The organism is Acinetobacter sp. YH12068_T (genome assembly GCF_024606005.1).
Taxonomy (GTDB): Bacteria; Pseudomonadota; Gammaproteobacteria; order Pseudomonadales; family Moraxellaceae; genus Acinetobacter; species Acinetobacter amyesii.
In genome coordinates this window covers 2262309-2277173 of the sequence record NZ_CP094555.1, presented here as the reverse complement: position 1 = coordinate 2277173, position 14865 = coordinate 2262309, and the positions used below count along the sequence as shown (strand labels likewise).

At 40.8% G+C, this 14865-nt stretch carries 16 protein-coding genes; 7 read left to right on the top strand and 9 right to left on the bottom strand.

Features of this window, described 5'->3' with window-relative positions; translation table 11 throughout:
• Window positions 1-72 precede the first annotated feature (72 nt).
• A complete protein-coding gene (locus MST18_RS10995; protein ID WP_180133629.1) occupies window positions 73-555 on the bottom strand; it encodes a copper resistance protein NlpE in 483 nt (160 codons plus the stop codon).
• A gap of 281 nt (window positions 556-836) precedes the next feature.
• On the opposite strand from MST18_RS10995, the gene MST18_RS10990 reads away from it, so the two are divergent.
• Entirely contained in the window at window positions 837-1415 is a 579-nt protein-coding gene (locus tag MST18_RS10990; protein ID WP_171262613.1) for a 1-acyl-sn-glycerol-3-phosphate acyltransferase, read from the top strand.
• Window positions 1416-1496: 81 nt separating this feature from the next.
• On the opposite strand, the gene MST18_RS10985 is transcribed toward MST18_RS10990, so the two are convergent.
• Window positions 1497-1826, bottom strand: a complete 330-nt coding sequence (locus tag MST18_RS10985; RefSeq protein WP_180024138.1) for a hypothetical protein — start codon at window positions 1824-1826, stop codon at window positions 1497-1499.
• Between the two features lie 190 nt (window positions 1827-2016).
• On the bottom strand, window positions 2017-2754 hold the full coding sequence (locus tag MST18_RS10980; protein ID WP_180133630.1) for a sulfite exporter TauE/SafE family protein: 738 nt from the start codon (window positions 2752-2754) through the stop codon (window positions 2017-2019).
• Between the two features lie 199 nt (window positions 2755-2953).
• Between MST18_RS10980 and MST18_RS10975 the strand changes: the two genes are divergently transcribed.
• A complete protein-coding gene (locus tag MST18_RS10975; protein WP_180133631.1) occupies window positions 2954-3436 on the top strand; it encodes a hypothetical protein in 483 nt (160 codons plus the stop codon).
• Window positions 3437-3492: 56 nt separating this feature from the next.
• Here the strand turns inward: MST18_RS10975 and rsmD are convergent, their stop codons facing one another.
• Window positions 3493-4044: a 16S rRNA (guanine(966)-N(2))-methyltransferase RsmD gene (gene rsmD, locus MST18_RS10970; protein WP_078189870.1), complete on the bottom strand. Its 552-nt coding sequence runs from the start codon at window positions 4042-4044 to the stop codon at window positions 3493-3495.
• A gap of 3 nt (window positions 4045-4047) precedes the next feature.
• Window positions 4048-6090 carry a penicillin-binding protein 2 gene (mrdA, locus tag MST18_RS10965; protein WP_180111626.1) on the bottom strand — a complete coding sequence of 681 codons (2043 nt, stop codon included), beginning with the start codon at window positions 6088-6090 and terminating at the stop codon, window positions 4048-4050.
• A 234-nt stretch (window positions 6091-6324) separates the two neighbouring features.
• Here mrdA and MST18_RS10960 point away from each other — a divergent pair, with 234 nt between their 5' ends.
• The 4 genes from MST18_RS10960 (at window position 6325) to MST18_RS10945 (ending at window position 9252) form a co-directional block, all read left to right on the top strand.
• Complete coding sequence (locus MST18_RS10960; protein ID WP_078192958.1) at window positions 6325-6843, top strand: hypothetical protein; 519 nt, start codon at window positions 6325-6327, stop codon at window positions 6841-6843.
• 64 nt (window positions 6844-6907) lie between these two features.
• Complete coding sequence (locus tag MST18_RS10955; RefSeq protein WP_218948322.1) at window positions 6908-8224, top strand: hypothetical protein; 1317 nt, start codon at window positions 6908-6910, stop codon at window positions 8222-8224.
• Between the two features lie 84 nt (window positions 8225-8308).
• The gene (gene adk / locus MST18_RS10950) at window positions 8309-8968 is read left to right on the top strand and encodes an adenylate kinase (RefSeq protein WP_078189866.1); all 660 of its coding nucleotides are present in this window, start codon (window positions 8309-8311) and stop codon (window positions 8966-8968) included.
• Between the two features lie 86 nt (window positions 8969-9054).
• On the top strand, window positions 9055-9252 hold the full coding sequence (locus tag MST18_RS10945; RefSeq protein ID WP_180063484.1) for a hypothetical protein: 198 nt from the start codon (window positions 9055-9057) through the stop codon (window positions 9250-9252).
• 56 nt (window positions 9253-9308) lie between these two features.
• On the opposite strand, the gene nth is transcribed toward MST18_RS10945, so the two are convergent.
• A complete protein-coding gene (gene nth, locus MST18_RS10940; RefSeq protein WP_180133632.1) occupies window positions 9309-9998 on the bottom strand; it encodes an endonuclease III in 690 nt (229 codons plus the stop codon).
• A 2-nt stretch (window positions 9999-10000) separates the two neighbouring features.
• Window positions 10001-10795, bottom strand: a complete 795-nt coding sequence (locus tag MST18_RS10935; protein WP_180073237.1) for an RnfABCDGE type electron transport complex subunit B — start codon at window positions 10793-10795, stop codon at window positions 10001-10003.
• A gap of 330 nt (window positions 10796-11125) precedes the next feature.
• Between MST18_RS10935 and gdhA the strand changes: the two genes are divergently transcribed.
• Window positions 11126-12472: an NADP-specific glutamate dehydrogenase gene (gene gdhA, locus MST18_RS10930; protein WP_227591817.1), complete on the top strand. Its 1347-nt coding sequence runs from the start codon at window positions 11126-11128 to the stop codon at window positions 12470-12472.
• A gap of 591 nt (window positions 12473-13063) precedes the next feature.
• On the opposite strand, the gene MST18_RS10925 is transcribed toward gdhA, so the two are convergent.
• Both MST18_RS10925 and MST18_RS10920 read right to left on the bottom strand, forming a co-directional pair.
• The gene (locus tag MST18_RS10925; protein WP_180133633.1) at window positions 13064-13840 is read right to left on the bottom strand and encodes an META and DUF4377 domain-containing protein; all 777 of its coding nucleotides are present in this window, start codon (window positions 13838-13840) and stop codon (window positions 13064-13066) included.
• 167 nt (window positions 13841-14007) lie between these two features.
• On the bottom strand, window positions 14008-14784 hold the full coding sequence (locus MST18_RS10920; protein WP_180133634.1) for a dioxygenase: 777 nt from the start codon (window positions 14782-14784) through the stop codon (window positions 14008-14010).
• Window positions 14785-14865: the final 81 nt, after the last annotated feature.

Below are 14865 nucleotides of genomic sequence, written 5' to 3'. Positions count from 1 at the left end.
CATTTAGATTAAACAAAAAATCCCCGCTACTTGCGGGGATTTTTTTATAACAATCCTAGTTGGAGTAAAACACTAATCAAGCTTTTTGGTGAGTTTAAGATTTACTTCAGGCATTTCTAGTTTTTCACCTTTATCACCACGAAGCTCAATAAAGTTTTCACCTACAAAGTAAATTCGATTGTCGCCCTCGGCATCAAGTTGAATCATTCCAGGTTGATCTGGCAAGAACTTAAAACTGCCTTTCACTTTATTTTCAGTGTTCGCAGCTTTACCTAAAAACTCTTGGCTGAGTTCATAGCTCTTATCAAGTTTGAGTTCAAGTTCAGTTTCAATCCCTTTGCAATCATGGCAAGGTAGAATCCCTTTATACTCACCTGCCCAATCAAGTGCATTTTCGGTGTTATCACCTGTGGCAATCGGACTTTCAGATGCAGCGTCGGTATTGGCAATGACGTTATTATCTGGTGGTGTCGCAGTTTCAGAATCATTGCTAGTCTTTGAACATGCCGTTAAGGTTGCACTGACCATACAGAGAGCGAGGATTAGTTTTTTCATGAGATTTATACACCGTACGTACCCAATATAATGCTAAGCGTGGCTTTTATTGCTCAAGAAAAATAGCCTATTCTTGTTAACAATTGTGTGTTTGGTTAATACATCAAAACAGACATTTGATTTTTAAAAATTCGTAAATAGTGAAATATTGGTGATTTACCTAAAAGTGAACGCTAAAGGACATTTATATATTAATTGGTGAATAACTGAACAATATAGGCTTTTATAATTATTTTGCGTTGTTAAACTCTGCGGCATAGAAAAAACTGTCGGTGCAAATTGTGTTTGAAAAAACAGCGGAAAAAAGTCTGAACTTAATGGGGTGGCAAATTGATAACCATTGGGATTTAAATATTGACCAATGTGTCATGATTGCAGCGCCACATACCAGTAATTGGGATGCACTTTATGCACGCCTTGCCCTGAAAGCTTTAGGGGTAAATGTTCGTATCACGATTAAAGACAGTTATATGAAATTCCCGTTTGGGCCTTTTGTACGTGCTATGGGCGGAATTGGTATTAATCGTCGTCCAAAACAAGATGGTGAAGCACGTCAAAGTATGGTTGAGCTCATGGCTGACTTATTTAAGCATCATCCGAAATTAGTCATGTTGGTAACGCCTGAAGGGACACGCGCCAAACAAGAGAAGTGGAAAACCGGTTTTTATCATGTTGCCATGCAAGCAGGTGTGCCGATTGCTTTAGCCTATATGGACTATGCGCAGAAAAAAACGGGTGTGGGTAAAATTGTTTATCCTACAGGCGATTATGAAAAAGATATGGCTGAAATCATGGATTTTTACGCGCAAATTCATGCCAAATTTCCTGAAAAATTCAGTGTCGATACACGCTATCACTAATCCAACAAACCAATAAAAAAGGACAGCATCGGCTGTCCTTTTTTATGTTTAGATTCTTCTGTTTAGATTTTTATGTTGATTTTAATCATTAAAGTCGGGATGAATACCGCCCAGATTTTGACATGCCGCCTTATAAATAATGTATTGCTGGTCAACCACATCGATGAGCGGAATACGAAATAACTTTTCGCCTTGCTTATAGCTATCGATATAAGACACGACTTTTTGTTTGCTTGATGCTAGTTTTTCTTCATGGAAAGTTGTAATCGAGCTATGAGTCATATGTGAACTTTCAATATTATTGCATTGAAAATGGGAGAGTAGTTTTTCAGCTTTTTTAATTTCGCTGGACGTGCCAAACATACAGCCGCTAAGCAGAGTCACACCTGCAAGCAGGATGAACTTTTTCATGGTTTTATTTTAAGCAAAATTATGAGGTGCAATATTCTATTAATTTTCGTCAGAAAAATTAATTACTTTTTTACCATTTGGCTAATTTTTATTTAAATGTGAACTGTGTCATTGTTACAAGATGTGAATGTCTAACTGAAAAGGCTTTTTGTTAGAACAATTTGGACAAATATCTTTAGGTTTGGAGTCATCAGGTTAAGATACTCATCGTCACCAAGAAGCAGCCTGAAGAGAATAGAAGACCTAATACAATATGTTTAAATTGGCGTTCTGAAATGCGATAAAAAAGTTTGGCACCAAAAATCACTGGAAAAGCCATAATCACCAAAAGCACGGCTAAATAGGGCAGATGTTCACGATGGATAATTCCTTGTAATAGATAGCTGATGAGTGTGACGAGCTGAATGGCTAAATTGAAATGTCGCAAAATATAGCGCTGTTCTGCTTTGGGGGTATTTTTCAGCATGAGCCATGCAGAGGGTAATGCGCCACAAAAGCCTCCGAGACCACCCAAGATTCCAGCAATATATCCGATACTAGAATCCGCCCATTTCCCTGTTTTTTGGATGAATGAAAATTTTGGATTAAAAAATAAAATTGGGCACCAAAACATTAAAAAAGCGCCCAAAACCAATTTAAATGTATCTGGATTAATGCTGTCTAATAAATAGGTACCTAGCGGCACACCTAAAATTCCTGCAATTAAATAGGGATAAATGATTTTTTTATTGATCGGAATGCTTTTGCGTTCTGATGATAATGAAATGAAGTGGCTATAAATTGAAGCGCAGACGACCAAGGGTGCTGCTATTTGCGGGGGAAGTATCCAAACCCAAAATGACATTGCGATAAGGGCGAATGCAAACCCTGTTAATCCTTGTACGAATCCCGCAAAGATGGCACCAAGAATAAAAATCAGCCAAGTCATTAAATTACAGCTTTGAAATACGTGGCGCTATTGTAGTGAATTTTTCTATATAAATGTGGCTGACTGAGTAAATGTAGCAAAATTGGACATCAGATCATGAATAGAACATGAATATTTAAATACAGCAGATGTACACAGACTTCCAATTAAATTCATTTCGATAAGTGAAAATGCTCTTCATCAAAGAGGAGTGCTACACATGCTTAAACAAGTTGCTTTGCTATCTGTGGTTGCAATTACATTTACAGGGTGTGTCGTGGCGCCATTTGATGATGGCCGATACCATTCGAATCAATATGGCTATGCAAATCAATATGGTTATTCAGGTCAATATGGTGGTTCATACGGACAGCGCTATGACTCAAGTCAGCGTTATGACCGTTCATATGGTCGAATGAATAGCCCGCAACATCGACCAAACTCACCACGACCGAATTCGAATAGTCGTCCAGACGATATATATAAACCAAATGCGCATAAACCGAATGTACAGAAACCTTCATCTCAGCATCCGTCAAATGTGCAGCGTCCAAGCACAAAGCCTCAGACGCCAGCTAAACCCAATACAAGCAAGCCCCAGCAGCAAAAACCACAGCAACAACGTCCTAAAGTGACGCCCGTGGATAAAGTTAAAACCCCGGGTGGATTTAACAGCCAGCGTCCACTTCGACCACAGGTTTAACGATTTTCAAGTAATAAAAAAGGACGCATTGACGTCCTTTTTTGTGTGCATTTACATTAAGCCTTTTTATATAAGCCTGCACGCACCGTCCCAGCTTTGGTTTGTTTGATTTGCTGCCAAGTGCTTGGGAGTTTTAATTGAGCAAGATCACGGTCAGCTTCGATATAAATTAAACCATTGTCTGCAATGCAGGGATCGACCAATTCAGCAAGTTCTTGCCATAAATCAAGACTATACGGTGGATCTAAGAAAATCAGATCAAATTGATCTTTCAAGTTAGGGATGGCTTGTTGAGCCGTCATGTTTTTAAGTTGCACACGTTGTTTACTGACCCTTAGGAGTTCTAAATTGTCCATGAGGAATTTCGCTTGGGTGCGATCAGGTTCAATTAAAACAGCTTCTGCTGCACCACGCGAGAGTGCTTCAAATGACAAAGCACCTGAACCTGTACAGAGGTCGAGGACTTTGGCATTTTGAACATCCCACATGAGCCAGTTAAATAATGTCTCGCGGACACGGTCAGGTGTAGGGCGTAAACCGTCAATACTGGCAAAAGGTAATTGACGACGCTTCCATTCACCACCAATGATTCTTAATTGATTTTTCATGAATTATTCCTCATCGGTTGCATGTGCGGCACTGGCAGCACGAGGTGTTGTGTTTGCAGTATTCGGTTGTTGAGTGGCACTGTTGTTCTGCTGAGCTGTTGGGCTCGCATTTGGATCGGCTGATAAAATATTTGAGCCGCTTGGTAATTCACTCGGTTTTAGACCTGCAGTCATGAGACCACCGCTAATTTGATGGCCTGCAGGACGAATTGGATTCTTTTTACGTGTTAATAACCAGTAGTCAAACATTGGTTTAGCAATTTGAGCAGCAGAACCACCGTGACGACCATTTTCCCAAACGACGGCAATCGCAATTTCAGGTTTTTCCGCAGGGGCAAAACCAACAAATAAACCATGGTCAAGCTGACGCTCTGTCAATAAAGATTCGTTATAGCGTTTACCTTGGGCAATACTTTTAACCTGTGCGGTGCCTGTTTTACCTGCGATTTGATACATTGGGGTACGAATACCACGACCGGTCCCTGTTTGAACCACATCAATCATGGCATCACGCATTTTGATCCAATCATCTGGCTTACCATTAAATTGAATGCGACCATTCGGGGCGTTATGTACTTTGTGGACTTTAGCGCCTTTACTTTCACGCAAAACGTGAGGTGTAACATGAGAGCCTTGATTAGCGGTAATGGCAGTTGCCATCGCCAGTTGTAATGGTGTTGCTGTAAATGCACCTTGACCAATACTGACAGAAATGGTTTCACCTTTAAGCCAGTTGGACTTCCGTGTGCGGAGCTTCCATTCAGGATTTGGATATAGCCCCGTACTTTCACTTGGTAAATCTACACCGGTTTTTTCACCGAAGCCAAACTGACGCATCCAAGTATTCATTTTTTCAATGCCCATGCGATAGGACAAGACATAGAAGTAGGTATCGCAGGAAATGACTTGAGCTTTGTGTAAATTAACTGAGCCATGACCAGTTTTTTTGTGGTCACGGAAACGATGGCTGTCACCCGGAAGCGTGAAATAGCCCGGATCGGAAATGGCTGTACTCCAATCCACTAGACCATAATGAATACCACCTAGACCAAACATTGGCTTAATCGTTGAACCCGGTGGATAAGCCCCTTGCACAGCACGGTTATATAATGGCTGATCGAGGCTATCACGTAGTTCAGAATAATCTTTGCTGCTAATCCCGGTAACAAATAAATTGGGGTTAAAACTAGGACTGGACACAAGAGCAAGAATTTCCCCAGTACGTGGGTCAATCGCCACAATTGCACCACGTCGATCTGCAAGCTGCTCTGAAGCGACCATTTGCAGTCCATAATCTAGGGATAAATATAAGTCATTACCACGAATCGGATCTTTACGACCTAGATGTCGTAACACATTACCAAAGGCATCGGCTTCAACCGACTCATTTCCCGGCATACCATGTAAAAGTTCTTCGTATGATTTTTCAACGCCAATTTTACCGATCAGGTTTGAGCCAGCGTATAAATCTTTATCAATCGTTTTTAGTTCTTTGTCATTAATACGACCTACGTAGCCAATCACATGGGCAAACAGTTCACCATGTGGATAGTAGCGAGTCATTTGGGTCTCTATATTGACACCCGGGAATTGATATTTCACCTCACTAAAACGGGCGATATCATTTTCATTTAAATTCAGTTTAATCGAAACGCGTTCAGTCTTTTTAGAGGTTTTAATCCGACTTTTGAAACGTTCGATGTCTTCATCAGTCAGTTCTAACAGAGGCGTTAGGCGCTCTACCGTATCATCAATGTCTTCAACATCCGCACGGCTCATGGTTGCCGAGAAAACCGGATAATTATCGGCTAATAACACGCCATTACGGTCATAGATATAACCACGTGAGGGTGCAAGTGGTTGCAGTCGAATTCGGTTTTGATCTGCAGCAGTCGAAAAGGTCTCATAACTCTTGATTTGCAAATATGCATAACGTGCCACGAGCAACAGCATAAAGAAGGAGACAATCCCTATCGAAATCACCACGCGATTACGATAAATCCGCTTTTCTTGCTGGACATTTTTTAAAGGATAATGCTGCTTCATACGCGATCGACTTAAAGACTGAGAGCTAAAATAACGGAAGAGGCATATTCTAGCGCAACTGACATTTTTTTGATAAATAAAAAAGACTCTGCTGTGATTGCAGTCTATATTTTGACTTTGCAGACATGAAAAATATGGGGCTTTGTGTATAACAGTTCATATTATTCTGCTAAAGTCGAAACGTATAAAAAAGGAATATTCCAAAAAATAATACTAAGGAAGTTTGTGAAAACAATGAATAAATTATATCCATTGCTTGCATTTATGATGCTCGGAAGCATCGCACATGCCAATGACAATTCATTTTTACCTGAGGCAAAGTTAACAGGTAAGGGTTATCAACCATGGAATGTTGGAGCAGGTTTTACTCAAAAAATTATTCACGTGAATGGTGAGTGGGTAAACCCATATGGCATTGCCTATGCAAAAGCTGGTGTTTTCTTGAACGATGATAAAACACCTGGTGGGCAAGTCGGCTTTCGTTACCCCGTTCATTTCACTGGCAAAGATAAAAATGGTTATTATATCGGAGCTTATGCGGGCCACATCGACTCCAAGAAAGTAGATGGTGAAGATGAAGCGCGTTTAGGTGGTGGTATCGATCTTGCTTATGTGATGTTGAGTGCCGAGCGTATTAGTACGTTTAGTGTAGGCTTGGGTGCGGGTGAAAAATTAGAAGACAAATCAGGTAATGTGATTGTGGAAACCGAACCGAGACTACAAATCTCATATACTTTAAGTTTTGGTTTGTAGTGAAAATAATCAACTTTATTTTATAACCGCACTCACTGAATAAAATTAAATATGGAAGTTATGCATGCTTGAGTACGTTAACGAATTGTGGCAAACCTTTTTGCAACGTCCCGATTTTTGGGCTGTGCTGAGTATTATCCCTGTTACCGCATTCGTTACCTGGGCACACGTTTGGATGGCACTGAAAATGGTGTTTTACCCGATTAATTTCTGGGGATTCCATTTAGGTCCATTACCCGTGGGATGGCAGGGGATTGTGCCAAGAAAAGCTGGACGTATTTCTGGCATTATTACTGATAATACATTGTCTAAATTGGGTTCCTTGCGCGAGTTTTTGGATGCAATGGATCCTGAGGATATGGCGCGCATCATTGGTGAACAAGTTGGCTTTGAACTTGAACATTTGATTGATGAAGTCATGCTAGACCGAAATGCGGTGCTTTGGGAAAACTTACCGTATTCGATTAAACGCCGTATTTATGCCCAAGCACATAAACAGCTGCCAAATACCTTAAAAGAACTCGTGACCGAACTGACCATGAACGTAGAGTCACTTGTTGACATGCGTGAAATGGTGGTGAGTCAAATGGAAGCGGATCGTCTCTTGATGGTGCGGATGTTCCTTAAAGTTGGCCAAAAAGAAATCAACTTTATTTGGCATATCAGTGCCTTGATTGGGATGTTCTTTGGTATCTTCCAAATGATCGTTTGGTTTGTGGTGCCTTGGCATTGGACGGTTCCATTTTGGGCAGCAATCTGGGGATTTTTGACCAACTGGATTGCCATCTGGATGGTATTTAATCCCATTGAGCCGCACCCTGTTAAGTATTTGCAATTGTTTGAATTAACTAAAGATCGTAAATTCCCTTGGATTAAACCTGTGATTCCACGTATTGGAACGTACAATGTTCAAGGGGCGTTTATGAAACGCCAAGAAGAAGTTTCGGATGTATTCGCAAGTGTAGTCACAGAAGACCTAATTACGTTAAAATCCATCATGACCGAAATGATGTATGGCGGGAAGAAAGATAAGACCCGTCGCATTGTGAAACGTCATATTAATGAAATTATGGAATCTCCACTGGTTCGTACCTCATTACAGTTGTCTTTAGGTCCAAAAGAGTACGCAAAACTCAAGACAGACTTGATCGATCGCTCAATTGAAATTACGATGGTGCCTGTATGCGACCCTGCGTTTAATGCGAGCCGTGCACAGAAAATCTTTCAAATGTTTAGAGACCGTATTCGTGAGCTAACACCGAAAGAATTTCAAAATCTATTACGTCCTGCATTTCAGGAAGACGAATGGATTTTAATTGTCTTGGGTGGTGTAACCGGTTTTATCGCGGGTACAATACATTTGTTTGTGGCTTTCTTATAATTAGATGCTGGAAGATGATCTGAATCTTGGGTTTAGATCACTACATAGCGTCATATACAATGTTTAAAATGAGGATGTTTTTTTATGCGCATTATATTACTCGGACCACCTGGAGCAGGTAAAGGGACACAAGCTCAGTTGATCTGTAAGCGCTACGATATCCCACAAATTTCAACCGGTGATATGCTCCGTGCTGCGATTCGTGAAGGTACTGAATTAGGTCTACAAGCTAAAAGCGTCATGGATAATGGCGGCCTTGTATCTGATGAGCTTATTATTGGTCTTGTAAAAGAACGCATTGCTCAACCTGACTGTGTCAACGGCTGCATTTTTGACGGTTTCCCGCGTACGATTCCACAAGCTGAAGCGCTTGAAAACGAAGGGATCAGCATCGATCATGTAATTGAAATCGATGTACCTGACGAAGAAATCGTTCAACGTTTATCTGGTCGTCGTCAACACCCTGCATCTGGTCGTGTATATCACACCGTTTACAACCCACCAAAAGTGGAAGGTAAAGATGACGAAACTGGTGAAGACCTTGTTCAACGTCCGGATGACCAAGAAGCAACAATTCGTAAGCGTTTAGGTTCTTACCACGCTGAAACTGAGCAATTGGTTGGTTTTTACCAAGGTCGTGCAGCTTCTGGCGAAAACGCACCGACTTATGACAAATTAAATGGTCTTCGTCCAATCGATCAAGTTCAAACTGATTTGTTCGCGATTTTAGATCAGTCTAAATAATTCAACTTTTTTGAATTTTTGACAATCAAAGAGTCCTACTGCATAGTGGGGCTCTTTTTTTATGTGGCTTTTAGGGCGAATCTGTTATGAAATTTGCTTTGGTTATAATGGTCATCATCGCTGTGGCGGTGTTATTGGGCTTATTATTTGTCAGCTTTAAAATGTTGCGTAAGGTGCAAGTGGAAGAAGCAGAGCAAGCTAAATTGAACTCGAAGCAATATCGCTTACATCCAAAGCTGCAGCAAGAGTTTGATAAAAAAAACAAAGAACAAGATAAAAATTAAGCATCAACTCGATCAATTGATTCTTACAAATTCCATCTACCCCGAAATTGAAGAGATTAATCTTCAATTTGGGTGGTTTTAATCAGTCTTAATGCGCCAAAGTCAAAACGGTCAGGCCAGTTACACACGTCAGAAACGATACATTCATTACATTTGGGTTTGCGGGCAATACAGGTATAACGCCCATGCAGAATCAACCAATGATGTGAATCAACAATAAACTCTTTGGGGATGACTTTGACGAGTCGGTGTTCGACTTCCAAAACATTTTTGCCGACAGCCAATCCTGTACGATTACCTAAACGAAAAATATGCGTATCGACTGCCATGGTCGGTTGTCCAAAAGCAGTATTCAGCACCACATTTGCAGTTTTACGACCGACACCGGGTAAGGCTTCCAAATCTGCACGATTATTCGGAACGATGCTGTTGTGCTTCTCAATGAGCATCTTGCAGGCTTTAATGACATTTTCCGCTTTTGAGTTATACAGGCCAATGGTCTTGATATATTCCTTCAGTCCGTCAACACCTAACGCATAAATAGCTTCAGGAGTATTTGCTACTGGAAAAAGTTTATCTGTGGCTTTGTTGACACTGACATCTGTGGCCTGAGCAGATAGGGTAACAGCCACTAAAAGTTCAAATGGACTACTATAATTGAGTTCAGTTTTCGGGTTGGGGCGTTGCTCACGTAAGCGTTCAAAAAAAGTTTGAATTTGCTTCTTAGTCATGTTTTTAACAGCCATGATTAAGCCCCTTGCAGTTGTGTTAATTGTTGCGTGAGCGTATGGAGTAACTCACGTTTTTTTGCATCGTCTCGAACACTCAGTTGTTTTTCTAATTTCTTAATTTGTGTACGAATTTTTGCAAGTTCAATGGTGGTTTTTGCATCGAGCTGCACGACTGGCGTAGCAGGTTTTTCCACGACTTCAATGACCGGTACTGAGTCTGTCTGGGTCGAAAATTGGGCAAAAAGTTCCGTGTCAATTTCAGCACGTACGACTGGGCCTTTACGATGAATTCTGCGCTTTTCCTCACGTTGAATATGTGCATAGTAGCGGCGACGTAAATCATTCTGTTCTGCGATTCGAGCGGCTTCAGATGGCACTTGATCAAGCTCTTCGACAAGGTCGATACAATCCACTGGACAAGGTGGAATGCAGAGTTCGCAGCCCGTACATAAATCCGTCAAGACGGTATGCATCAATTTGCCTGAGCCAATAATGGCATCAACAGGGCAGGCACTAATACATTTGGTACAACCAATACATTCATCTTCACGAATCACAGCTTTAACCCGTTGCGGGCGTCCATCACTTTGGATTGGCCAAACGCTGGCTTCTGCTGTTAAGTGTGGACGATTTAATAACGCTGCTAGTGAATCTGCCACAGGTTGACCACCGGGTATACATTTATTGGCTTCTTCTCCTTCACTGATGGCTTTGGCATAGGGTAAGCAGCCGTCTCGGTGTCCACAAAGTCCACATTGAGTTTGTGGCAATAGGGCATCAATTTGTTGGATGAGGGAAATTTCAGAAGTCATGGGTAGTCGCGAGTACAAATGAAGGCAGTGAAAAACCAAAGAGGACGTTGAATTCTAGCATGTTTCAGTATGAATTGCTGTGCGCAAAAATGGGTCTATAGATGCATCATAAATGAGCAAAATAATCCATTAAAATATTCCTAAAAGTAATAATATTTATAACTAAAATATCTGATTAATCAATTTAAATCGCTGTTCTTTAAAGAATTTAAAGATTTTTTAAAAAAACTATTGCTGATTAGTTACAAAAGATATTTAATATTTTGCGCCAAAATATATCTTTGATCAAAATTGTGATCAATTTTGATCCATACATCTGCTGAGGATTAAGTGTTGAAATATAACAGCCTTAACGACTTCCTAGACTACGTTAAAACACGTGATGAACATCAACCTGAATTTCTTCAAGCTGTTGAAGAAGTGATGACGAGCCTTTGGCCATTCATCGAAAAGAACCCACAATATGCTGACTACGGTTTGCTAGAACGTCTTGTTGAGCCTGAGCGTGCAATTCAGTTCCGTGTTTCATGGGTAGATGACAAAGGTCAAACTCAAGTTAACCGTGCTTTCCGTGTTCAATACAACTCAGCAATTGGTCCATTCAAAGGTGGTATGCGTTTCCACCCATCAGTGAACCTTTCAATTCTTAAATTCTTAGGTTTTGAACAAACTTTCAAAAATGCTTTAACTACACTTCCTATGGGTGGTGGTAAAGGTGGTTCAGATTTTGACCCTAAAGGTAAATCTGAAGGCGAAATTATGCGTTTCTGTCAAGCATTAATGATCGAGTTATACCGTCATCTTGGTTCTAACACTGACATCCCTGCGGGTGACATCGGTGTAGGTGGCCGTGAAGTGGGCTACATGGCTGGTATGATGAAAAAATTAAGCAATGACACAGCATGTGTGTTCACTGGTAAAGGTTTAACTTTCGGTGGTTCACTTGCACGTCCTGAAGCAACTGGTTACGGTACTGTGTATTTCGCTGAGGAAATGCTAAAAACTCGTGGCGATAGCTTTAAAGATAAAGTTGTAACGATTTCGGGTTCTGGTAACGTTGCACAATACGCTGCTGAAAAAGCAATGTACTTAGGTGCGAAAGTGGTTTCACTTTCTGACTCAGCAGGTACTGTATACGTAAAAGACGGTTTCACAACTGAACTTCTTGCTGAAGTAATGGAATTGAAAAACGTTAAGCGTGGCCGTATTTCTGAATTTGCATCTAAGCACGGTTTTGAATATTTAGAAGGTCAACGCCCTTGGTCAATCAAATGTGATATCGCGCTGCCATGTGCAACTCAAAATGAATTAGATGAAGCTGATGCTGAAGCTCTTCTTGCTAATGGCGTAATCTGTGTTGCTGAAGGCGCAAACATGCCATCTACTTTGGCTGCAGTTGAGAAATTCGTTGAAGCGAAAATTCTTTATGCACCAGGTAAAGCATCGAATGCGGGTGGTGTTGCAACTTCTGGTCTTGAAATGTCTCAAAACGCAATTCGTTTGGGTTGGACTTTCGAAGAAGTTGACGAGCGTCTACACGCGATCATGAAAGAAATTCACCGCAACTGCGTGAAATACGGTACTGAAGAAGATGGTACTGTGAACTACGTAAACGGTGCGAACATTGCAGGCTTCGTAAAAGTTGCTGACGCAATGCTTGCTCAAGGCGTTTACTAAGTTCTCCGTAAGCTGAACTGAAAACCGAGGCTCAAGCCTCGGTTTTTTTATGTCTGACTGGTTTGGAATATATTGGATTCTTAATTAGTGCTCATCTGGGTAAGTTGGATTTCGCTATCCATAACATTGAAATGAAAATTTAAGGGTTGGCTGAGCAAACGTTTAATATGAAGCTATTTCTGATGTAATTGTGGGCAGAACTTCATGGTACTCCCTACATCATAATTGCGGCCAATGCGATTACAGCCACTAAAAAATGTCATCAGGCCATTGTTGAATGTGTGAGTTATTTGGGCGGGAGAGCGTTATTCTCTACGAGAACCCACGTCTATTGAGTTAATTGTTCTGCTTCAAAATCGCGTCAATGGGTAATTCGCTGTATGCTTAAAAATATCTGTCTGTTGATTACGATTTGTCAGGATGAATTCAGGCAGGGCATTTTGCTTTTGTAGTAGCTTTAAATTTACGTCGCTAAAGTATTGGCTGAAAAGTACATCGTGATTTGAAAACTTTGCAAGGCTGATCAGCGTTTGCGGTTGTGAAGATATAAAAAAACCGAGGCGATGACCTCGGTTTTTTATCGGCTGTAACTTACAACGTACCTTTTACGGCTTCACGTTCGACTGACATATCAAAAATATAGGCATATTTTGATTGGTCAGCAGCAGGGTTTTTACGTTCAAAACGTTTTACGCGAATAATTTGGCGTTCTGCAGGAGTGTGCTTAAAGCCTTCAATTTGATCGTAAAATAAGGTCCAGTCTTTATCAACTTGTGTTTTTAGGCCTTTTTCATCGTACTTCACTTCACGTACTTGCAAACAAGTTTGTGGAGCAACGCCTGTACATTGTTTCGTTTCAGGGCTGACTTCAAGGAAAATCGTTTCGCCTTGCGAGTTGTACTGAGTTTCAGGCGTTAATTTTCCAGTGAAAACCAGTTTTTCACCTGTTGCAGAGGTAATGGTTAACGTTGGATTTTGTGGATCTGTAGTATTTAAAATAAAAGGTGCTTTACGGTCACTAAAGAGTGAAGATGCAAGTCCTTCTTGTTTCATCGCATTATCAGGACACGCCATCATGGTAGATGCAATGTTGCCTGTTACAAGTGTATTGTGTTCCACTTTCCATTGGGTTGACATGCTGTTACAGCTGGTTGAAATACCCAAAGTGCCATTTTCTAGAAAATTTAAAACCAAAGGTTTTGGTGCATTTTCAGTGGAGGTGCTCCATTGATATGAAGCTAAAGTTTTATCAGCATTTTGTTGTTGTAATACGCTCACGGCTAAATCTCCAGCTTTTTGGATATCGCTTGATTGACATGCTGCAAGGGCTAAAGGGAAGAGGGCAATTGCTAAATATTTTAATTTCATTACGCTAACTGTTCTAAGTGAATTTCAGCCTGTAGCATAACCCATTCATTTTAAAAAAATATGAATACATTCAGCTCAAATAAGTAGCAAAATGTATCCATAAATAATAATTTGTTAACTTATTAATATAAATTATGAATAAGTCAATCTATCTCATTTTTCCACGTTTAATCAAAACGATAAATATCCATACCCAGTGAACCCATACTAAAGCTACTGTGAACAATAGAGAAGCGGGGGCCTGCACCCATCGCAAAGAAGATAGGTGCAAAATGTTCAATGGTCGGATGGTTGCGTTGTACAAACGGAATATTTTGCCAATCGAGAACTGCATCAAAATCTTGATGAGTGAGCTTATTGACCACAAAATTACGGAATGTAGACGCCCACTCAGGCACGGTTGCTGCACGTCCATCCCAAGCCAATTCACGTAAGTTATGAGTAATACTGCCCGATCCAATCAACAGGATTTGCTTGTCACGTAAAGGTGCAAGCGTTTGTCCAATTTTATAGATCTCTTGCGCAGACATGGTCATCGGTAGTGATATTTCAATTACAGGAATGTCGGCATCAGGATACATATGCAACAACGGCATCCAAACGCCATGATCTCGTGGACGGGTGCTGTTGGCATGTGCAGATAAACCTGCATTGGCAAGCAAATGAAGGATTTCTTCAGCAAGCTCTGGGTTACCCGGTGCAGGATAGCGGATATCATAAAGTTCCGCTGGGAAACCACGGAAGTCATGCCAAGTTTCAGGACGGGCACTTGTACTTACTTCTAGTGCGTTACTTTCCCAATGCGCGGACATAATAATAATGGCTTCCGGCTTTGGAAGATTCAGGCTTAAACGTTCCAACGCAGGACCGACTTGCTCAGGATTGATGGCAAGCATAGGTGAGCCATGGGAAATAAATAAACCTGGAAGTGTTTGTAAATTCATCGCGGTCGCCGTTGGTTGTTTAAATGAATATGATGATCATGCACTAAATTATTCAGCGTAACAATTCGGATAATTTCAACG